This window comes from Thermoanaerobacterium sp. RBIITD, assembly GCF_900205865.1.
Classification (GTDB): Bacteria; Bacillota; Thermoanaerobacteria; order Thermoanaerobacterales; family Thermoanaerobacteraceae; genus Thermoanaerobacterium.
In genome coordinates this window covers 1422850-1443403 of sequence record NZ_LT906662.1, presented here as the reverse complement: position 1 = coordinate 1443403, position 20554 = coordinate 1422850, and the positions used below count along the sequence as shown (strand labels likewise).

General features: G+C 32.6%; 23 protein-coding genes and 1 other annotated feature. Of the genes, 9 read left to right on the top strand and 14 right to left on the bottom strand.

Translation table 11 applies throughout. The features are described 5' to 3' along the window. Genes leuB through ilvN form a run of 6 tightly spaced genes read right to left on the bottom strand, consistent with a single transcriptional unit; the run spans position 1 to position 5527 of the window. Positions 1–1068: a 3-isopropylmalate dehydrogenase gene (gene leuB / locus CPG45_RS06675; RefSeq protein ID WP_096231190.1), complete on the bottom strand. Its 1068-nt coding sequence runs from the start codon at positions 1066–1068 to the stop codon at positions 1–3. A gap of 14 nt (positions 1069–1082) precedes the next feature. Next, the gene (gene leuD / locus CPG45_RS06670) at positions 1083–1568 is read right to left on the bottom strand and encodes a 3-isopropylmalate dehydratase small subunit (protein WP_096231189.1); all 486 of its coding nucleotides are present in this window, start codon (positions 1566–1568) and stop codon (positions 1083–1085) included. Further along, the gene (gene leuC, locus CPG45_RS06665) at positions 1568–2824 is read right to left on the bottom strand and encodes a 3-isopropylmalate dehydratase large subunit (protein ID WP_096231188.1); all 1257 of its coding nucleotides are present in this window, start codon (positions 2822–2824) and stop codon (positions 1568–1570) included. Before leuC ends, leuD begins: the two co-directional genes overlap by 1 nt. Further along, positions 2815–4008 carry a 2-isopropylmalate synthase gene (locus CPG45_RS06660; RefSeq protein WP_096231187.1) on the bottom strand — a complete coding sequence of 398 codons (1194 nt, stop codon included), beginning with the start codon at positions 4006–4008 and terminating at the stop codon, positions 2815–2817. The genes leuC and CPG45_RS06660 overlap by 10 nt, the downstream gene beginning before the upstream one ends. Positions 4009–4023: 15 nt before the next feature. Beyond that, complete coding sequence (gene ilvC / locus CPG45_RS06655; RefSeq protein ID WP_096231186.1) at positions 4024–5019, bottom strand: ketol-acid reductoisomerase; 996 nt, start codon at positions 5017–5019, stop codon at positions 4024–4026. 1 nt (position 5020) lies between these two features. After that, entirely contained in the window at positions 5021–5527 is a 507-nt protein-coding gene (gene ilvN, locus CPG45_RS06650; protein ID WP_096231185.1) for an acetolactate synthase small subunit, read from the bottom strand. A gap of 37 nt (positions 5528–5564) precedes the next feature. Beyond that, positions 5565–5792: a binding site (T-box leader), on the bottom strand. 255 nt (positions 5793–6047) lie between these two features. Between ilvN and CPG45_RS06645 the strand changes: the two genes are divergently transcribed. Further along, on the top strand, positions 6048–6479 hold the full coding sequence (locus CPG45_RS06645) for a ferritin-like domain-containing protein (protein WP_096231184.1): 432 nt from the start codon (positions 6048–6050) through the stop codon (positions 6477–6479). A gap of 30 nt (positions 6480–6509) precedes the next feature. On the opposite strand, the gene CPG45_RS06640 is transcribed toward CPG45_RS06645, so the two are convergent. The 3 genes from CPG45_RS06640 to gyrB all read right to left on the bottom strand — a co-directional run bounded on the left by CPG45_RS06640 (position 6510) and on the right by gyrB (position 11369). Next, entirely contained in the window at positions 6510–6929 is a 420-nt protein-coding gene (locus CPG45_RS06640; protein ID WP_096231183.1) for an FMN-binding protein, read from the bottom strand. A gap of 78 nt (positions 6930–7007) precedes the next feature. Next, positions 7008–9452, bottom strand: a complete 2445-nt coding sequence (gene gyrA / locus CPG45_RS06635) for a DNA gyrase subunit A (RefSeq protein ID WP_096231182.1) — start codon at positions 9450–9452, stop codon at positions 7008–7010. 15 nt (positions 9453–9467) lie between these two features. Then, the gene (gene gyrB / locus CPG45_RS06630; RefSeq protein WP_096231181.1) at positions 9468–11369 is read right to left on the bottom strand and encodes a DNA topoisomerase (ATP-hydrolyzing) subunit B; all 1902 of its coding nucleotides are present in this window, start codon (positions 11367–11369) and stop codon (positions 9468–9470) included. A 229-nt stretch (positions 11370–11598) separates the two neighbouring features. Between gyrB and CPG45_RS18465 the strand changes: the two genes are divergently transcribed. The 3 genes from CPG45_RS18465 to CPG45_RS06620 are packed head-to-tail and all read left to right on the top strand — an operon-like array spanning position 11599 to position 13702. Further along, positions 11599–11874: a Mur ligase family protein gene (locus CPG45_RS18465; RefSeq protein ID WP_255405151.1), complete on the top strand. Its 276-nt coding sequence runs from the start codon at positions 11599–11601 to the stop codon at positions 11872–11874. Continuing rightward, on the top strand, positions 11868–12974 hold the full coding sequence (locus CPG45_RS17455) for a MurT ligase domain-containing protein (protein WP_255405150.1): 1107 nt from the start codon (positions 11868–11870) through the stop codon (positions 12972–12974). Before CPG45_RS18465 ends, CPG45_RS17455 begins: the two co-directional genes overlap by 7 nt. Further along, positions 12971–13702 carry a type 1 glutamine amidotransferase gene (locus tag CPG45_RS06620; protein WP_096231180.1) on the top strand — a complete coding sequence of 244 codons (732 nt, stop codon included), beginning with the start codon at positions 12971–12973 and terminating at the stop codon, positions 13700–13702. The genes CPG45_RS17455 and CPG45_RS06620 overlap by 4 nt, the downstream gene beginning before the upstream one ends. A 21-nt stretch (positions 13703–13723) precedes the next feature. Here CPG45_RS06620 and remB read toward each other — a convergent pair whose 3' ends face one another. The 5 genes from remB to dnaA all read right to left on the bottom strand — a co-directional run bounded on the left by remB (position 13724) and on the right by dnaA (position 18047). Continuing rightward, positions 13724–13981 (bottom strand): extracellular matrix regulator RemB, encoded by a 258-nt coding sequence (gene remB, locus CPG45_RS06615; protein WP_096231179.1) that lies wholly within the window; start codon positions 13979–13981, stop codon positions 13724–13726. 10 nt (positions 13982–13991) lie between these two features. Further along, a complete protein-coding gene (recF, locus tag CPG45_RS06610; RefSeq protein ID WP_096231178.1) occupies positions 13992–15080 on the bottom strand; it encodes a DNA replication/repair protein RecF in 1089 nt (362 codons plus the stop codon). A 69-nt stretch (positions 15081–15149) separates the two neighbouring features. Continuing rightward, on the bottom strand, positions 15150–15356 hold the full coding sequence (locus CPG45_RS06605; RefSeq protein ID WP_096231177.1) for an RNA-binding S4 domain-containing protein: 207 nt from the start codon (positions 15354–15356) through the stop codon (positions 15150–15152). Between the two features lie 21 nt (positions 15357–15377). Beyond that, a complete protein-coding gene (gene dnaN / locus CPG45_RS06600) occupies positions 15378–16490 on the bottom strand; it encodes a DNA polymerase III subunit beta (protein ID WP_096231176.1) in 1113 nt (370 codons plus the stop codon). A 225-nt stretch (positions 16491–16715) separates the two neighbouring features. Further along, complete coding sequence (gene dnaA / locus CPG45_RS06595) at positions 16716–18047, bottom strand: chromosomal replication initiator protein DnaA (protein ID WP_096231175.1); 1332 nt, start codon at positions 18045–18047, stop codon at positions 16716–16718. 491 nt (positions 18048–18538) lie between these two features. Here dnaA and rpmH point away from each other — a divergent pair, with 491 nt between their 5' ends. Genes rpmH through jag form a run of 5 tightly spaced genes read left to right on the top strand, consistent with a single transcriptional unit; the run spans position 18539 to position 20528 of the window. Then, positions 18539–18673, top strand: a complete 135-nt coding sequence (gene rpmH / locus CPG45_RS06590) for a 50S ribosomal protein L34 (RefSeq protein ID WP_096231174.1) — start codon at positions 18539–18541, stop codon at positions 18671–18673. A 52-nt stretch (positions 18674–18725) separates the two neighbouring features. Beyond that, positions 18726–19061, top strand: a complete 336-nt coding sequence (gene rnpA, locus CPG45_RS06585) for a ribonuclease P protein component (RefSeq protein WP_096231173.1) — start codon at positions 18726–18728, stop codon at positions 19059–19061. Beyond that, positions 19061–19270, top strand: a complete 210-nt coding sequence (gene yidD, locus CPG45_RS06580; protein ID WP_096231172.1) for a membrane protein insertion efficiency factor YidD — start codon at positions 19061–19063, stop codon at positions 19268–19270. The genes rnpA and yidD overlap by 1 nt, the downstream gene beginning before the upstream one ends. Positions 19271–19285: 15 nt before the next feature. Further along, on the top strand, positions 19286–19942 hold the full coding sequence (locus CPG45_RS06575; RefSeq protein ID WP_096231171.1) for a YidC/Oxa1 family membrane protein insertase: 657 nt from the start codon (positions 19286–19288) through the stop codon (positions 19940–19942). Continuing rightward, positions 19908–20528, top strand: coding sequence for an RNA-binding cell elongation regulator Jag/EloR (jag, locus tag CPG45_RS06570; RefSeq protein WP_096231170.1), 621 nt, complete (start codon positions 19908–19910; stop codon positions 20526–20528). The genes CPG45_RS06575 and jag overlap by 35 nt, the downstream gene beginning before the upstream one ends. Positions 20529–20554 lie beyond the last annotated feature (26 nt).

The window sequence follows — 20554 nt, the reverse complement described above, 5'->3', positions numbered from 1 at the left end:
TCACTCCTTTAAGTATTTAACAACAATATCACCCATCTCTTGTGTATTAAGTATCTTTCCCTTACCAAGGTCCGCCGTTCTATACCCATCCTCCAAAATATTATTTACTGCCTGCCTAATGTCTTTTGCAGCATCTACCATATCAAAAGAATATTCAAGCATCATCGCCAATGACAAAATAGTCGCAAGGGGATTAGCTTTTTTTGTCCCTGCTATATCTGGTGCAGAACCGTGTACAGGTTCATATAATCCGACTTTATCGCCTCTTAGACTTGCAGATGGTAGCATACCTATGGATCCTGTAAGCTGTGATGCTTCATCACTTAATATATCTCCAAACATATTTGATGTAAGTATCACGTCAAATTGTGAAGGGTCTTTTATAAGCTGCATCGAACAATTGTCTATATAGAGATGATTTAATTCTATATCTGGATACTTTTGGCTTACATTATTTACTACCTTCCTCCAAAGCCTCGATGAATCCAATATATTTGCCTTATCAACAGATGTTACCTTTTTCTTTCTCTTCTTAGCTATCTCAAAAGCGATATATGCTATCCTCTCTATTTCCTTTGTATCATATACCTCTGTATCATATGCTTTGTAACCATATTCTGTTTTCTCTGTACCTCTCGGTCCAAAATATATACCGCCCGTCAATTCTCTTACTACAAGTACATCAAGTCCATCTTTTAATAATTCATCTTTTAAAGGTGAAGAACCCCTCAAGGGACTAAAAAGCGTGGCAGGCCTTAGATTTGCATATACTCCAAGGCTTTTTCTTAATGCCAATAAACCCGCTTCAGGTCTTTTATCGCCGTCCAACATATCCCATTTAGGCCCTCCAACAGCCCCAAGTAATACTGCATCACTATTCAAACATGCCTCTTCAGTTTCCTTAGGATATGGTGTATTATATTTATCTATTGCAATACCACCAAAAAGATATTTTTTAGTATCGAATTTAACATTATATTTATTTGATATTACATTTAATACTTTTAATGCTTCATCTATAACTTCAGGACCTATTCCATCACCTGGTAATACAGTTATCCTATACATTTCTACCTTCCTTTCTATGTCACCTTTTCTTTGACATAATTAATAAGCCCGCCACATTCAATAATCTTTTTTATAAATTGCGGAAATGGCTGTGATTTAAATTCGATACCTTTTGTTATATCTTTTATTATACCTGTTTCTGTGTTAACTGAAACAATGTCACCTTCATCTATTACTGATGCAGCATCTGGACATTCTAAAATAGGCAGCCCAATATTTATAGCGTTTCTGTAAAATATTCTTGCAAAGGATTTAGCTATTACACAAGATATTCCGGATTCTTTTATCGATATCGGTGCATGTTCCCTTGAAGAACCACAGCCAAAATTATAACCCACAATCATTATATCTCCGGATTTAACTTTATTCTTAAAGTCCTTGTCAATATCCTCCATGCAATGAGATGCGAGTTCTTTTGGATCGGAAGTATTTAAAAACCTCGCAGGTATTATTACATCTGTATCAACATTATCACCATATTTTATTGCTTTGCCTTCCATTACACTACCTCCTTAGGGCTAACTATATACCCTTTAATTGCAGATGCCGCAGCAACTGCAGGACTTGCAAGGTATACTTCGCTCTCTGTATGGCCCATTCTGCCAACAAAGTTTCTATTTGTCGTAGATAATGCTCTTTCACCTTTTGCAAGTATTCCCATATGGCCGCCAAGACATGGCCCACATGTTGGTGTAGATACGGCTGCACCGGCTTTAATAAATTCTTCTATATAACCTCTTTTTATGCATTCAAGGTATATATCCTGCGTTGCAGGGAAAATAATTAACCTTACATCCGGATGCACCTTTTTCCCCTTTAAAATTTCATATGTTATCTCCATATCCTTCATGCGACCATTTGTACATGAACCTATTACAACTTGATCTATTTTTATATCTTTAACTTCATCAATCGGTTTTGTATTTTCAGGAAGATGCGGAAATGCCACTTGCGGTTCTATCTTTGATAAATCAATATCATAAACCATGCTATATTCTGCATTCTCATCTGCCTTAAATATTTTATATTCTCTTAATGCTCTCCCTTTAACATATTCTTCGGTAATTTCGTCATAATCAAAAATACCGTTTTTTGCCCCTGCTTCAATCGCCATATTTGCAATTGTAAATCTGTCATCTATCGATAAAGAACTTATATCACCTGTAAACTCCATCGATTTGTAAAGCGCACCATCAACGCCTATCATACCAATAATATACAAAATTACGTCTTTTCCGCTTACCCATTTATCTAATTTGCCTTTTAAATTGAACTTAATAGCTTCCGGTACTTTAAACCATGCTTTTCCAGTCGCCATTGCACAAGCCATATCGGTGCTTCCTACGCCTGTTGAAAAACAGGAAATTGCGCCATAGGTACATGTATGTGAATCTGCACCTATGACGACATCACCAGGCAAAACCAAACCTTTTTCAGGTAAAAGTGCATGCTCAATCCCCATTTTCCCTACTTCAAAGAAATTTACAATGCCATATTCTCTCGCAAATTTGCGTACAGTATTAACCTGCTCAGCTGATTTTATGTCTTTATTTGGGACAAAATGATCTGGTACAAGTGCGATCTTATTTTTATCAAAGACCCTCTTAGCACCGATTTTTAAAAACTCATTTATAGCAACAGGCGATGTAACATCGTTCCCAAGAACCATGTCTACATCTATCTCAATGAGTTCACCAGCTCTAACTTCATATCCTGCCTTATTTGAAAGTATTTTCTGTGTGAGTGTTAAGCCCAAAACTCTCCCTCCTTGAGATTTCTATAATTTAAGATAACATCGTCAACAATCGATTTAATATCTTCGTCATTTATAATTTTTTTATTATCCGCATAGTCTTTGAATTTATGAAAAGCTTCGTTAATCTCCTCATGTGATAGATGATAACCCATCTCTTCCAATTTAAGTTCAAAAGCATTTCTCCCTGATAATTTTCCCATAGCTATATGATCTGTTAAAATACCTATATCTTCAGGCTTCATAATCTCGTACGTCGCTTTATTATTTATTACACCATGTTGATGTATTCCAGCTTCATGTCTAAAAGCATTAGCACCCACAATAGCTTTATTTGGCTGAATTGCAATGCCAGATAGCTCACTGACAAGTTTACATGTTTTGTATATCTCTTTAGTGTTTATACTGTGGTACAAATCAAAATAATCTTTTCTCGTGTTTATTGCCATTATTACCTCTTCCAAAGATGCATTTCCAGCCCTTTCACCTATTCCACATACAGTAACCTCAACCTGAGTAGCACCGTTTTCTAATGCCGCAAGGGAGTTAACTACAGCCATTCCAAGGTCATTATGGCAATGTGCGCTTATTATCACATTATCAATATTTGGTACATTGTTTTTAACATAGTTTACTAAGCTGCCAAATTCTTTTGGAACCGCATATCCTACTGTATCAGGTATATTAATGATGGTAGCGCCTGAATCAATCACTTCGCTAAATATTTTAACGAGGAAATCCCAGTCAGTTCTAGATGCATCCTCCGCAGAAAATTGTATCTCATCAAATTTTCCCTTTGCATATTTTACGCATTCGGATGCCATCTTTAATGCTTCATCTCTCGATATTTTCAGCTTGTATTTAAGGTGAATGTCAGACGTTGCTATAAATAGGTGTATCCTCGATCTTTTTGCACCTTTTATCGCATTATATGTCTTATTTATATCATCTTTAACGCAGCGGGATAAACCCGCTACTGTTACACCTTCTATATTGTCGGATATATTCTTGACTGCTTCAAAATCGCCATTTGATGCGGCAGGAAAACCTGCTTCAATTACATCAACGCCGAGAGCGACAAGCTGCTTTGCTATCCTATATTTATCATCTTTATTAAAACTGACACCCGGTGTCTGTTCGCCATCTCTTAATGTGGTATCAAATACAATGACCTTCTTATCCCCCATATACAGGCCCCCTTTTTAGTTCTTTTTAAGCCATGACATCATTTCGCGGAGCTCTTTGCCGACTTTCTCAAGTTTTTGATTTGCTTCTTTTTCTCTCATGGCATTAAATTGTGGTCTGCCAATTTGATTTTCTAATAGCCACTTCTTTGCAAATTCTCCATTCTGGATCTCATTAAGTACTTTTTTCATTTCTTTCCTTGTATCTTCTGTTATGAGTCTCTTTCCCGTCATATAATCCCCATATTCAGCTGTATCTGAAATAGAATATCTCATTTTTCCAAAACCGCCTTCATAGATGAGGTCAACTATAAGCTTCATCTCATGGATACATTCAAAATAAGCTATTTGTGGCTGATATCCAGCATCTACAAGTGTTTCAAAACCAGCCTTCATAAGCTCTGTTATACCACCACATAAAACTGCCTGCTCACCAAAGAGGTCTGTTTCCGTTTCTTCCTTAAAAGTCGTCTCTATAACGCCTGCTCTCGTTCCACCGATTCCCTTAGCGTATGCCAATGAAAGTTCAAAAGCTTTTCCAGTATAATTTTGATATACTGCAACTAAGTCTGGAACACCTTGGCCTTCCTGAAATACTCTTCTTACAAGGTGTCCTGGCCCTTTTGGTGCTACCATAAATACATCTACAAATTCTGGTGGTACGATCTGATGGAAATGGATGTTAAATCCATGTGCAAATGCCAAGGCATTGCCTGGTTTTAAATGTTTTTCTATATTTTCTTTGTATACTTTTGATTGTTTCTCATCTGGTATAAGAACCATAATTACATCTGCAGCCTCACATGCATCATCAACACTTAATACTGTAAGACCTGCTTCTTTTGCTCTTTCTGCAGATTTACTTCCTTTGTAAAGCCCTACAACTACATCCAATCCAGAGTCTTTAAGATTTAATGCGTGAGCATGACCTTGGCTACCAAAGCCAATTACCGCAATTTTCTTACCTTTCAGTAGATTTAAATCCGCATCCTCTTCATAATACATTTTTGCCATTTTAAATTTCCTCCTCATATTCTTTTAAAATTTTATTGCCTCTTTCGAGCGAAATAAGACCTGTTCTTGTAAGTTCTCTGACTTGAAATTGCTTAATAAGTTTGATAAATGCATTTACCTTTTCACTATCACCAGTGATTTCGATGATAAGCGAGTTTAACGAAATGTCAATGACTTTCCCCCTGAAGGTTTCAACTATCTGCATGATGTCATCTCGGTTATTGGAATTCATTTCTACTTTTACTAATAAAAGTTCTCTCGACACATTTTCATATGCCCCGACGTCCTGAACTTTTTTGACATCATACAATTTGCTAAGCTGTCTTATGATCTGGGTTATTACATAATCGTCGCCTTCGACTGTTAAAGTAATCCGAGATAGGTCGTTCTGCTCGGTAGTACCGACTGCAAGGCTTTCTATGTTGTAGCCCCTTCTTGAAAAAAGGCCAACAACCCTTGACAGTACCCCAGAATGATTATTTACTAATACTGATATAACATGCCTGATAATATCACCTCCTTCTAATTAAAAATCCCAGCCCATATTTCAGGGCGGGGATTTTTCCTCGCGGTACCACCTGACTTTACATTTGCCTCACGACAAATGCCTCAGTAAGTAAAAATACTAAATCTTTAACGCAGATATACGGTTAATCCTACTTGGTTCAGATTAACTACTCCGGAGCGATCTAATATATGCTGTAGCACCGGTTCGCAGCCACCACCGGCTCTCTTAAGCTCATACATATACCCCTCTCCATCATTGCTTTTTATTATTAAAGTGTAAAACTAAAGATGAAATTAAGTGTTATTTTAACAGCTTATAATAAATTAGTCAAATAAATTTTTTATAAATTTTAAATAATTTATCGTTTACACTTATTAAAAAATTTTAAATACAAAAGTAAAAAAATACTTTTTTATTAAAATGATTACATTTTCATCAAATTAAAAAATATATTTTTCAATTTTAATATGTAACATACACATTTTTTACAACATATGATTAAATTAGAGGTGAATGCTTAATGAATAAAAAAGAATTAATAATTAATTTAAATTTGGACCTTACGAAAGAATATGCAGCTATGATACAGTATATACAACATGCCAGCATGTTACATGGACCTGAATATGTCGAAGTTATTGATAAAATATTAGAGCACGCTAAAGATGAACATGAACATGCTGTAATATTGACAGATCTAATACAATACCTTGGAGGTATCCCTACAGTCGAAGTCTATCCAAGACAAACATCTCTCGATAACCGTGAAATGCTGTACCAGGATCTAACATATGAATATGATGCTTTAAATAGTTATAATCAGAGAATAGCACAATCCGAACAAATTGGATTATACGATGTTGGGCAAAAAATAAGAAATATAGCATTGGAAGAAGAAAACCATATTATAGACCTTGAAAAAGCTCTTGGAATCCTAAAGGTTGATCCATAAAAGAAAAAGCCCTCTTTTAAGGGCTTTTTCTTACTTCTTTGCATCCTTTAGAGCCTGGTCTGCTAACTCTTTAAATGTCTTTGATGTCTCTGTTGCACCAGCAACAGTATCAACCTTTGAAGTATCCTGTTTATCAATTAAAGATTTCTGCAATTTTTCATCAGCTTCCTTTGGTGTAACGTTGTTTTCAGCTTTCATTTTGTTAGCATATTGTTTGTCATCTCTTTTAAATTTGCCATTTTTGTCAACTTCATTGTATACGACATTTGAAATCTTGCCGTCATTTATTGTTATTTCGATTTGACCCTTCCAGCCATATGAATCAAATAATGGTTGTTCAGCTTTGTATGTACCATCTTTGAAAGCACCGGAAGCTGTCTTTGAAGCACAGCCTGCTAAACTAACCACAACTAATGTAGTAGCAATCCCTATAGCTAATGCTTTTCTCATGAAGACCTCTCCTTCAGAAATTTTTTTGACAACTATATACATATGTCATTATATTTAAAAATCCTTCTTTTGTTAATATTATTCATCACTGTCTACGTTATTTATCCTTGTTGTCGATACCACCCTATCACCTTCGTCAAGTTTCATTAATGTTACACCTGTTGTATCTCTGTGCATCTTAGATATATCAGATATATTCGTCCTAATCAATATTCCGTTTGCTGATATTATCATAAGTTCATCCTCTGCTTTAACAGACATTATAGCGACTAATTTACCAGTTTTTTTCGTTATTTTTGTAGCTATTATGCCTTTACCAGCTCTTGTCTGAGTCCTATATTCTTCAAGGTCAGACCTTTTTCCAAATCCATTTTCTGTAACAACCAATATCTCACTGTCTTTATTTACAAGGTCCATTTCAACAACATAATCATCGTCTCTTAACGATATCGCTATAACACCTCTTGCTTGTCTTCCAATAGGCCTTAAATTGTCCTCGTGGAACCTTATACAATAACCATTAGATGTACCTATGATTATTTCCCTGTCGCCATCGGTTAATTTAACATTGATAAGTTCGTCACCATCATCAAGTTTAATCGCCGTATTACCGCTTTTCTTTATTGTTGGGAAATCATCGATTTTTGTCTTTTTAATGATGCCATTTTTAGTACACATTACTACATATTTAGCCTTTACTGATTTTTTTATTGGTATTACGGCATTAACTTTTTCATCTTGCTCAATCTGTATCAAATTGATTATAGCAGTACCCTTAGCTTGTCTTCCCGATTCAGGTACATCGATTGTCCTTAAACTGTAGACTTTACCTTTATTTGTAAAGAAAAGAAGTCTATCGTGTGTAGTTGTTATAAACACATTTTCAACAAAGTCATCTTCTCTCGTTGATATCCCTGATATACCTTTTCCACCACGCTTTTGTGACTTATATGCATCAAGAGGCATTCTTTTGATATAGCCAAAATGCGTCATTGTTACAACCGCATCTTCAAGCTGTACTAAATCTTCAATGTCCATTTCGTCTTCTTTTGCAACTATATGAGTTTTTCTTGGAGATGAAAATTTATTTTTTATTTCCGTAAGTTCATTTCTAATTATGTCGAGGACCTTTCTTTCATCTGCAAGAATGCCTTTTAATTCCTCTATCTTTCTATATAGTTCATTTAATTCATCTTCTACCTTTTGTCTTTCAAGACCAGTCAAGCGGCCAAGTCTCATATCAACTATAGCCTGTGCTTGTCTATCGCTAAAGCCGAATCTATCCATTAAGCTTTTCTTCGCAATAGGTTCGGTCTTTGAACTTCGAATGATGTTTATAACTTCATCTATGTGATCTAAAGCGATTTTTAAACCTTCTAATATATGAGCTCTCTCTTCCGTTTTTTTAAGATCATATTTTGTCCTTCTTGTTATAACGTCTGCCTGATGGTCGACATATTTTTCGATAATTTGTTTTAATGTAAGTATTTTTGGTGTTCCATCGACTAAGGCTAACATTATTGCTCCAAATGTCTGCTGCATCTGTGTATGCATATATAGTTTATTTAAGATTACCTTTGGATTTGCATCTCTCTTTAAATCTATGACAATTTTCATCCCATTTCTATCTGATTCATCCCTTAAATCAGATATGCCCTCAATATGCTTCTCTCTTGCAAGTTCTGCAATCTTTTCAACAAGCTTTGCCTTTACTACCATATACGGTATCTCTGTTACAATAATTCTATTCCTGCCATTGTGCTCTTCTATTTCGGCTTTTGCCCTTACTATTATTTTGCCCCTTCCTGTCTCATATGTCTGTCTTATACCATCTTTTCCAACTATAAGTGCACCAGTTGGAAAATCAGGTCCTTTGATATATTTCATAAGTTCATCTGTCGTTATATATGGATTATCTATATAATTTATAACACCGTTAATTACTTCTGCAAGATTATGTGGTGGTATGTTCGTTGCCATACCTACCGCAATACCTTGAGATCCATTTACTAAAAGATTTGGAAACCTCGATGGAAGTACAACTGGTTCTTTTAATGTTTCATCAAAGTTTGGAACAAAATCAACAGTTTCTTTATTTATATCTGTAAGCATTTCAAGGGAAATCTTTGATAGCCTTGCCTCTGTATATCTCATAGCTGCAGGAGGATCTCCGTCAATGCTACCGAAATTTCCATGGCCGTCAATGAGGGTTTCCCTCATAGAGAAATCTTGTGCCATTCTAACCATAGCATCATATACAGCAACATCACCATGTGGATGATATTTTCCAAGGACTTCACCGACAACAGCAACACTTTTTTTATAGGCCTTGTCCGGTGTAAGCCCAAGACCACTCATGGCATACAGTATTCTTCTATGAACTGGTTTTAATCCATCTCTTACATCTGGTAGTGCCCTACTTACAATAACACTCATGGCATAATCTATAAAAGATTTCTTCATCTCATCTTCAAGGTCTACTGGAATGACTTTATTTACATCATCGTTTTTATTTTCACTCATCTATTTCACCTCTCTTTATATATCGAGATTTCTTACTGTTTTAGCGTATTTTTCGATAAACTCTCTTCTTGGATCTACTTTATCACCCATAAGAATCGTAAAAATCTCATCTGCTGCAATTGCATCATCGAGATTTACTTTTAACATAGTCCTTTTTTCGGGGTCCATTGTAGTATCCCAAAGCTGTTCTGCATTCATTTCACCAAGACCTTTGTACCTTTGTACATTGTAATTTTCCCTGCCGATTTCTTTCAAAAGATTATCAAGTTCCTTATCAGAATAAGAATAATAAACCTTTTTGTTCTTTTCCACTTTATAAAGAGGTGGTTGTGCTATATAGACATTGCCATTTTCTATTAAAGGTCTCATGAATCTATAGAAAAATGTAAGAAGCAATGTTCTAATATGGCTTCCGTCCACATCGGCATCTGTCATTATGACGATCTTATGGTATCTCAGTTTTGAAATATCAAAATCATCCCCGATACCAGTCCCCAGTGCCGTTATCATGGCTCTAATTTCCTCATTTGACAATATCTTATCTAGTCTTGCTTTTTCAACATTTAAAATTTTACCTCTCAGTGGAAGTATAGCCTGATACTTACTATTTCTCCCCATCTTTGCAGAACCACCTGCAGAATCACCCTCAACAAGGTATAGTTCACACTTCGATGCATCCTTTTCAGAACAATCTGCTAACTTGCCTGGAAGTGATGTTGTTTCAAGTGCAGACTTCCTCCTCGTAAGCTCTCTGGCTTTCCTTGCTGCTTCTCTGGCTCTAGCTGCTGATGTAGCTTTCTCAAGTATTACCTTTGCAACTGATGGATTTTCTTCCATAAAGGTTGTTAGCTTTTCAGTAACAACAGAATCAACTATAGACCTCATCTCAGTATTGCCCAGCTTGGTCTTTGTCTGTCCCTCAAATTGCGGTTCCATCAGCTTAACGCTTACTATAGCTGTCAATCCTTCTCTTACATCTTCACCTTGAAGATTTTTCTCACTGTCCTTAATAATATTGAATTTTCTAGCATAATCATTTATAACCTTTGTTAGAGCAGATTTAAACCCTACCAAATGGGTTCCGCCTTCTCTTGTGTCTATATTATTTGCAAAACTAAATATATTTTCAGCGTATGTGTCGTTATACTGCATAGCAACCTCTACTTCATAGGTATCATCTTTGCTCTCCATGTATATAGGTTCTGGATGCAGTACCTCTTTATTTCTATTTAAATATTTTACAAATTCAATTATTCCACCTTCATAGTGAAAAACTTCTTCTTTTCCGTCTCTTTCATCATTCAACTTGATCTTTATGCCTTTATTTAAAAACGATAGCTCTCTTAACCTTTGTGACAGTATATCATAATCATATTCCAATGTTTCAAAAATTTCTTTATCTGGCTTAAAAGTTATTGTTGTACCGGTTTCATCAGTATCGCCAATGACCTCCAATTCAGATTTTGGGATACCCCTTTCATATTTTTGTTTGTAAATTTTGCCATTTTGCTTTACAATTACTTCAAGCTTTTCTGAAAGGGCATTAACAACCGAAACACCAACACCATGGAGCCCCCCTGAAACCTTATATGCATCATTATTAAATTTACCACCAGCATGGAGCATTGTGAGTGCAACTTCAACAGCTGATTTACCAACCTTAGGGTGTATCCCTGTTGGTATACCTCTTCCATCATCTTTTACTGTTATAGAATTATCTTTATGAATAATAACAAGAATATTTTTACAATAACCTGCTAATGCCTCATCAATACTATTGTCGACGATCTCATATACAAGATGGTGTAGTCCTCTGCTGCCTGTACTGCCTATATACATTCCCGGACGTTTCCTGACTGCTTCAAGGCCCTCAAGTATCTGAATCTGACTTGCACCATATGTTTCATCTTTTGCCATATTCATACCTCCGTACTTTTATCCAATAATTTTATTGTATCATTTTTTTATTTTTTATACAAGAAAATACGATTTTGAATAAATATTGAAATAATATAATAAAATTTAAGGTAAATTTTTTCATTTTAAATTTGCATTGTTATATAATATACTTAAAATAAAAGTTTACTTATGTCAAATGGGAATAATTTTAATATATTATAGGGTTTATCGTTAAGGTGGTGTTATTTTGGATTTATTAGGTGTTACGTTTGGTAAAATAGTATTATTAGCTTGTAAAATAACAGGCAAGGGTGGAACGTCACTTCCAGGAAAACTTACTCTAAAATTATGTCCTAATATAATAAAAGATCTGATTAACGGTATTAAAAACGAGAAAGTAGCAATAACAGGTACAAATGGAAAAACAACTACATCTGGACTTATTGCAAGTATTTTAAAAGCATCGAAGAAAAAAGTTGTTCACAACAGAGAAGGTGCTAAAGAGAAGGTGCTAATATGTTAAGTGGTATTGCTACAGTACTCATAAAGGATAGCAGTACTTTGGGTAAAGTTGATGCAGATATGGGAGTTTTCGAAATCGATGAAGCGAATATGCCTTTAATACTTAATGATATAAAGCCTAAGATTGTCGTTATAACGAATTTTTTTAGAGATCAGCTTGATAGATATGGTGAGCTTGATACAACGATAAAAAAAGTAAAAGAATCTTTAAATAAGTTGCCAAATGATACAATATTGCTATTGAATGCCGATGAACCATTTACAGCAGCTATAGGTGACAGTTTAAATTTAAAAGTAATGTATTACGGCATATATGATCATCTAAACAGGGGTTACAAATTATCGCCTGCTTTTGAACAGAAATACTGCCCCGTTTGTGGTAAAAAATACATATATAGAGAGGTTTTCTACGGACAATTGGGGGATTATTACTGTCCTTCCTGTGGTAAAACAAGACCAGACCTTGACTTTGGTGCATTGGATATTGATTTTAGCGAAGATGGCATATCATTTAAGATAAAATATAAAAATAATTTTATTAAGATAAAAAGTCATCTCACAGGTGCTTATAATGTTTATAATGTAATGGCAGCTGTTGCAGTAAATCTATTACTTGATGTACCTTTAAATGACATAGAAAAGGGCCTATTAAACTATAAGCCAATTGCAGGGAGGTTACAGACAACATACTTAAACGATAAGAAGGTTATTATAAACCTCATTAAAAATCCAATAGGCTTTGATAGCACTTTAAACATGTTGAGGGAAATAAATAAACCATTAAACCTCTTAATTGCGATAAATGATAATTACGCAGATGGAAGAGATGTTTCATGGCTCTGGGATGTTGATATTGAAAATTTTGTATCACATACAACTATAAACAATGTTGTAACATCAGGCTTGAGGGCAGAGGATATGGCTTTAAGACTTAAATATGCCGGAGTTGACCCAAAAAAAATAAAGATAATAAATTCCATTGAAAAAGCCCTCGATTATATACCATTAGTCACAAAAGATGAGCTTATTGCAATCCTTCCGAATTATACATCGTTGCATGAAGTAAATAGTTATATGAGGTCAAGAGGTGTTAAAAAATGAAATTAGTAATCGGACACATGTACCCAGACCTTTTAAACCTTTATGGTGACAGGGGCAACATATTAACATTAAAAAGAAGATGTGAATGGAGAGGTATTGATGTTGAAGTAAAACCAATAATGGTTGATACGAAGACTAATTTTACAGATGTGGATATACTATTTCTCGGCGGTGGATCTGACAGAGAACAAAAAATTGTAAGCGACGACCTAACATTAAAAAGAGCAAAGAATTTAAAAGCTGCCATAAATGATTACCTCACAGTTTTAAGCATTTGTGGTGGTTATCAATTGCTCGGGAAATACTACAAAACTGGTACAGGAAATAAATTGCCTGGAATCGGTGCATTAGATGCTTATACCGTCGCTGGAAATAGAAGGATGATCGAAAATGTAATAATAGAAGCAGATTTAAATGGAAAAAAATTTAAAATGGTAGGGTTTGAAAACCATTCTGGAAAGACGTATTTAGAAAATATAAAGCCTTTAGGAATTGTAATATCTGGAAATGGAAATAATGGCGAAGACCATATGGAAGGTGCTATGTACAAAAATACCTATGGAACGTATCTACACGGACCTGTTCTACCGAAAAACCCGGAATTTGCCGATATCCTTATACAAAGTGCCATAAACCGAAAATACGGTAAAAAAGAAATTGATCCGCTTGATGATTCTTTTGAACACATAACACAGAACGCAATTATAAAAAGATTTGTTAAAAAATAGAGGCTTAAAAACCTCTATTTTTCATTCTTCATATTTTAAGGCTCTTTTTATTATAGTAAATGAGGAAATTGGCGAAAGATATATTATGCTTTTTTTATCTCTTTCAGTAACTATAAATGACTTCGGATTTTCTTCGGATATCTTTACTATAAATCCCTCTTCATCAGCTATTCGCAAGAAGTCACCTGTATCTTTAGACATTGTCTTAACATTAATATCAAAAACAGCTATTATCTCACTATCAGGTACTACTATATTACCTCCTAAATGAACGTACATATTTACCTCCTTATTCCGAAATTATGCTTCCATCAGAAATTAAAAAGTATTTATCTCCTTTTATATCGTCCTTTTCTGTATGTGTTATAAAGGTTTGACTTCCATTAATTCTATTTAAAATATAGCTTCTTCTACTAGAATCCAATTCAGACATAACATCATCAAGGAGAAGTATTGGATTTTCATGGGTTTCCATCTTTATTATCTCCTGTTCCGCAAGTTTAAGACATAATGCAATAGTTCTTTGTTGACCTTGTGATGCATAAATTCTCGAATCATGGCCATTAATATATATCTTTATATCGTCTCTTTGTGGTCCATACTTCGTATCACCATATTTTAAATCAATCTCTCTACTAAATTTAAGTTTATTATTAATAGCTTTTTTTATGTCATTTAATTCTTCTGTAGCTTCAATTACATTATTTGAATATTTAAGATCAACATCTTCCTTTGATATATCATGTAATATTTTTTTAACAATAATATTAAGGTTTTTTATATACTGCATTCTATACAATATTATCTTAGAACCATATATTGAAAGCTGTTCATCCATTATATCAAGAAGCTTTAAATTATTATTTTTAAATTTTATGTCTTTTAAAACTTTATTTCTGTTATTAAGGACTTTATTGTACTGTAAGAGGTCGAATAAATAATTTCTTTTTATCATTGATATTGAAGTATCTATATAGCGTCTCCTTATAGATGGGCTATTTTTTATTATATTTAAATCTTCTGGTGAAAAGACCGTCGTTAAAGTACTTCCAACAAGTTCAGAAATATTTTTTACTTTATTATTATTAAGCTTAATTATCTTATTTTGATTCATTTTATAACCCATCTCTATTACCATATCTTCTGTATCAACATCAAATATACCTTTTATATAGTAATAATCACTATTAAAATTTATCATATCTTTATTTTTGCTATTTCTAAACGATTTACCAATGCTTAAAATCCTTATACACTCCAATAAATTACTTTTTCCTTGGGCATTTTTACCATATATAACATTTATACCTTTTGAAAATTTCACCTTTTGATGTCTTAAATTTTTAAAATTATCTATAATAAGTTCTTTTAAATACACTTATTCCTTATCCTTTCGCTTAATTAAATGTAAAAAGCAAAAGACTTATATAAAGAAATTTAGAAATGCTTACTTTATGATGTATTCTTTCCCCATAGCATTTACTATATCATTTTTACGAAGTTTTTTACCCCTTTTAAGTTCTATATTGCCATTTACTTTTATAAGTCCATCTAATATCATTTGTTTTCCTTGACCACCTGTTTCAACAATTCCGACATATTTTAGAAATTGATCGAGTGTTATATAATCAGTGTTAATTTTAATCTCTTCCATTTTATACAATCCTTTCAATTATCAACCATTTAATTTGACTGGCAATACCATATATATATAATCTTCATTTTTTTCAGGTGTTATTATCATTGGATTAATGCTATTTATTAAATTCATTTTTATTTTATCTGAATCAATAACCCTTAAAGCCTCCAATAGGTATCTCGAGTTAAATGCAATTTCTATTAAATTTCCTTCTATATCAACATTTACTTTTTCAAACATCTTACCCTTATCAGAATTTGATGATATAACAAGCTCTTTTTCATTAAAAGTAAATTTAATCAAATTATTTTTTCCTGATGCAAGTAATGATGCCCTCTCTATTGCACCTAACAAATCATCTTTACCAACATTCACAATTAATTTAAAATCCCTCGGCAATACCGCTTTATAATTCATATAGTTCCCTTCTAAAAGCTTTGATATAACTTTAGTATCATCCATTTCAAATAATACTTGGTTATTTGTAAAAGAAATTTCAACAATACTATCATCATCGCTCATGATTCTTATAAGCTCATTTACCGTAGTACCCGGTATAACAACACTAAAATTGTCATAGTCTTTTAATAATACATCATCTGATGTATATTTTTTTAATGCCATGCGGTATCCATCAAGTGCCACCATATTGATTTGATTTTTGTTTATTTCCAAAAGTATTCCTGTCAATATAGGTCTTGTCATTTCTTGTGCAACACAAAAAGACGTCTGTCTTATCATGTCTTTTAAAATGTTCTGATTAATCTTAATAGTCATTTCCTTTATTATCTCAGGAATTTCGGGGAACTCATCTGAAGAATTACCTGATATAGTAAAGTCCGATAAGCCACATTTAATATTTACTATGCTATTTTCATCTGAATTAAAATAAACAATGTCATCTGGAAGTTTCCTTACAAGTTCTGAGAAGACTTTCGATGATACAACAATACTTCCACTTTCCTCAATTTTGGCATTAAGTTTACATTCTATACCGATCTCCATATCTGTAGAATACATCAATATTTTATCATCAAAGGATTTTATTAGTATACCTTGCAATATAGGGAGGGTAGTACGGGGGGTAACCCCTTTTATAACTTTATTTACGGCATCTAATAATGAATTTTTATCACAAGAAAATTTCATAAAAAATTTTCGCTCCTTTTAAGCATATTTTATTATAAAAAAGAATATAATAGATAATAATAGTAGTAGTATTAGAACCTGTTAATTTGTGCAAAAATGCCCTTAAATAAAGATAAAAGCTTACTATAAGCTGTGAATAACTTATATACTATTATAAAATTTTATCAACAATATTAACAAGTTCTAAAACATTAATGTTATCAACAACATATCAACGTGGATATGTTAAAAACCTTTAATTCTCTTTTTTAACTCTTCTATCTGATTTTTAAGCGATTCATCATCTTTTATATCGGTTGATATTTTATCATAAGCATGTATAACTGTTGTATGGTCTTTGCCAAATTCTTCACCTATTTTAGGCAATGATAAATCAGTCATTTCCCTTGCAAGATACATAGCGATCTGTCTTGGAAATGCAATTGTTTTTGTCCGTTTTTTTGAAATAAAATCTTCATATTTAATATTGTAATATTTGCAAACCTCTTCCTGAATGAGTTTTACAGTTATTTTTCTAACTTTGTTTGATATTATGTCCTTTAATGCATCTTTAGCAAGATCTAAATCTATATTTGCTTTTGTAAGAGATGAAAATGCAACAATTCTTATCAATGCACCTTCTAATTCTCTTATATTTGAAGGAATTTTTTCAGCAATATATGTAAGGACATCATCTGGTATATTTAAATTTTCATTTTGAGCTTTTTTCTTTAATATAGCTATTCTTGTTTCAAAATCAGGTGGCTGAATATCAGCTATTAAACCCCATTCAAATCGTGATCTAAGTCTGTCTTCTAATGTTGGTATTTCCTTTGGTGGCCGATCACTGGATACGATAATCTGTTTATTAGCCTCATAAAGCGTATTGAATGTATGGAAGAATTCTTCTTGTGTCCTTTCTTTTTTTGCTATAAATTGTATATCATCAATTAAGAGTATATCCATATTCCTGTATTTACTTCTAAATTCTTCATTTTTATCATCTTTTATTGAATTAACTAATTCATTTGTAAATGTCTCTGATGTAACATACATTATTTTTGTATTGCTATTGTGTTCTAACACAAAATGACCGATTGCATGCATTAGATGTGTTTTACCGAGACCAACGCCGCCGTATATAAATAGTGGATTGTATGCTCTTGCGGGTGATTGTGCTACAGCTAAGCATGCGGCATGTGCCAATTTATTACTGTTACCAACAACAAAAGTATCAAAAGTATATTTAGGGTTTAACATATTTGAAACGGCTTTTTCTTTTTCATTTTTATCTTGTATAGTTTCTTTTATTTTCTTGTATTCTTCCTCATCTTCTGAAACGATCTTAATTTCGATGTTTTTATTTGTTATGGCTTTAGCAGCTTCATATATTACATTTAAATATCTTCCATTTATAATATTTTTTGTAAATACATTTACTGTTGAAAGTATTAATATATCATCTATAAGTGCTACGGGTTTTAAATGAACAAGCCATGTTGTATAGCTAGTTGATGTTAGTTCACTTTTAAGTTTTTCAAATATAGCGTCCCAGAGTGCGAAACAATCATCATACATTTTTTGACCTCCTACACAATATGAACAAGTTGTTAATTAAGTGAAAGTAATTATTGTTGATATATTTAACATGTTAATATATCTTGTTAAATAATCAAATAAAAATTTTTATACTACGCATTTTTATTAGTTATTAATATGCTGTGTATAAAATTTTATTAAAAATATATATCTAAAAAGGCTTATAAAACCTTAAATATAGAATTAAAAATAGAAACATATTGAAATAATAACAAGTTATTCACAGATTTATACACAATCTGTGAATAACTGAATATTTTTGGGCATAAAAAATCTGTCTTATTAACAATATCGATTATATGATATCAAATTATTAACATATTATCAATAAAAAAATTAAATTTATCAACAACATATGAATAAATCTTCTTAAGTTGTTAATAACAACAATGATAGATTAATTTATTGACATGTTTATAAATAAACGATATAATCTTATTAGCATTTTGAAGGTATTAGGAGGTGTTGTCGTGTTACGTACACATCAGCCAAAAGTTAGGCATAGAAAAATGGAACATGGTTTTAGAAAAAGGATGTCTACAAAAAACGGTCGTAATGTTTTAAGAAGAAGAAGGAGAAAAGGTAGACATAAGTTGACAGCATAAGGAAGGCCTTTATTAGGCCTTTTTTGCAATCGGAGGTTTATATTGTATAGATATGATAAAAATTAAAAGAAGAAGAGATTTTAAAAATATATATAATAACGGTAAATCTCTTGCAAATCAATACATTGTAATGTACTACATTTCGAATAATATGAATATAAATAGAGTTGGTTTTTCCGTAAGTAAAAAGATAGGAAAAAGTGTTGTTAGAAATCGCTATAAAAGATTATTATTCGAAAATTTTAGACAAATAGATGCTGATTTAGTTAAAGGTTATGATATTATTTTTATTGCAAGGAATAAAATTGTTGAGGCAGACTATTATATATTAAGAAATGCAATGAAAAGACTGATTAAAAAGACACCTCTTGTGAAGGTGAATAAATAATGAGGTATATTTTTATATATTTAATAAAATTTTATCAAAAATTTTTATCCCCATTGAAGCCAAAATCTTGCAGGTTTTATCCTACTTGTTCCCAATATGCTATAGATGCTATAAAAAAATATGGTATTTTTAAGGGTGGATTAATGGCTATCTGGAGGATAATAAGGTGTAATCCATTTAATCCTGGTGGATATGATCCAGTAAAATAGTTTAGGAGGTTTGAAATGGCAACTATTGGTATGTACCTTGGCCAGCTATTGAAGTTTATATATGGTTTTGTCGGAAATTATGGGATTGCTATAATTATATTTACAATTTTAATTAGATTTGTTCTTTTGCCATTTTATGTTCAGCAAATGGGAACGATGAGAAAGATGAAAGAAATAAATCCACTTATAGAGGAGTTAAAGAAAAAATATTCAAAAGATCCACAAAAATTAAATCAAGAAATGATGAAATTATACAAAGAAAAAAATGTAAATCCTATGAGTGGATGTCTTCCAATGTTACTACCACTAATTATTTTGTGGCCATTATTTACTATGTTGAGAACTTATCCTGATTTTAATACTGCATCTTTTTTATGGCTAAAAAGTCTTTCAAGCAGAGATCCATATTATATATTGCCGATTTTATCAGGTGTGACGACATATATTTCGTCTGCAATGATACAGACAGACAGTAATCAAAAGTCTATGAATTTAATTATGTCGGCTTTTATGATTTGGATTACTGTTTCGCTACCGGCAGGTGTAGGAATATATTGGGTTACAAGCAACATATTTCAGATATTGCAGCAATATTTCTTCTTAAGACCTACCGTATCTATGAAGGGAGAGTCTTTGAATGAGGGAAATAATAAAAACGGGAAAAACAGTTGATGATGCTATTGGTGCGGCTTTAAGCGAATTGAATATTACTAGGGACATGGTGGATATTGAGGTAATTGATGAGGGCAGTAAAGGATTTCTTGGTTTACTTGGAAAACAGGCAATTGTTAAAATAATTGTTAAAGATATATTAAAGGAAAGTGCAAAAAAGTTTTTAGATGGAATAATAAATTTAATGGATATCGATGTAAAGTATGATGTGGAAGAAAGGGGCAACAATATACTGATAAATCTAAAGGGTAAAAGCGTTGGTTTATTAATTGGCTATAGGGGCGAGACTTTGGATTCCCTTCAGTATTTAACATCACTTGTAGTAAATAAAAAAAATAACGAGGGAATTCATAAGAGAGTACTGATAGATGCAGAAAATTACCGTGAAAAAAGAGAGAAAATATTGATTAATTTGGCAAACAAAATTGCACGAAGGGTAAAAGAAGAAAACAAAAGCATAACATTGGAACCGATGAATGCCAATGAGAGAAGGATAATTCATTTAGCACTTCAGGATGATCCGGATATAGAAACCTTCAGCGAAGGTGAAGAGCCCAATAGAAGAGTTACAATTTCACTGAAATAAATACCCGTAAGTGGGTATTTTTTCTT

Coding starts and splice junctions, on each gene's coding strand:
- CPG45_RS06605 (WP_096231177.1), bottom strand. CDS start 15,356: ATGGAAGAGATTAAAATTAACACTGATTATATAACACTCGATCAATTT.
- jag (WP_096231170.1), top strand. CDS start 19,908: ATGAGGGAAATAATAAAAACGGGAAAAACAGTTGATGATGCTATTGGT.
- dnaN (WP_096231176.1), bottom strand. CDS start 16,490: ATGAAATTTTCTTGTGATAAAAATTCATTATTAGATGCCGTAAATAAA.
- leuD (WP_096231189.1), bottom strand. CDS start 1,568: ATGGAAGGCAAAGCAATAAAATATGGTGATAATGTTGATACAGATGTA.
- remB (WP_096231179.1), bottom strand. CDS start 13,981: ATGTACGTTCATTTAGGAGGTAATATAGTAGTACCTGATAGTGAGATA.
- yidD (WP_096231172.1), top strand. CDS start 19,061: ATGAGGTATATTTTTATATATTTAATAAAATTTTATCAAAAATTTTTA.
- CPG45_RS06660 (WP_096231187.1), bottom strand. CDS start 4,008: ATGGGGGATAAGAAGGTCATTGTATTTGATACCACATTAAGAGATGGC.
- gyrB (WP_096231181.1), bottom strand. CDS start 11,369: ATGGCAAAAGATGAAACATATGGTGCAAGTCAGATTCAGATACTTGAG.
- ilvC (WP_096231186.1), bottom strand. CDS start 5,019: ATGGCAAAAATGTATTATGAAGAGGATGCGGATTTAAATCTACTGAAA.
- CPG45_RS06640 (WP_096231183.1), bottom strand. CDS start 6,929: ATGAGAAAAGCATTAGCTATAGGGATTGCTACTACATTAGTTGTGGTT.
- rnpA (WP_096231173.1), top strand. CDS start 18,726: ATGATAAAAATTAAAAGAAGAAGAGATTTTAAAAATATATATAATAAC.
- leuB (WP_096231190.1), bottom strand. CDS start 1,068: ATGTATAGGATAACTGTATTACCAGGTGATGGAATAGGTCCTGAAGTT.
- gyrA (WP_096231182.1), bottom strand. CDS start 9,452: ATGAGTGAAAATAAAAACGATGATGTAAATAAAGTCATTCCAGTAGAC.
- CPG45_RS06620 (WP_096231180.1), top strand. CDS start 12,971: ATGAAATTAGTAATCGGACACATGTACCCAGACCTTTTAAACCTTTAT.
- CPG45_RS06645 (WP_096231184.1), top strand. CDS start 6,048: ATGAATAAAAAAGAATTAATAATTAATTTAAATTTGGACCTTACGAAA.
- dnaA (WP_096231175.1), bottom strand. CDS start 18,047: ATGTATGATGATTGTTTCGCACTCTGGGACGCTATATTTGAAAAACTT.
- CPG45_RS17455 (WP_255405150.1), top strand. CDS start 11,868: ATGTTAAGTGGTATTGCTACAGTACTCATAAAGGATAGCAGTACTTTG.
- CPG45_RS06575 (WP_096231171.1), top strand. CDS start 19,286: ATGGCAACTATTGGTATGTACCTTGGCCAGCTATTGAAGTTTATATAT.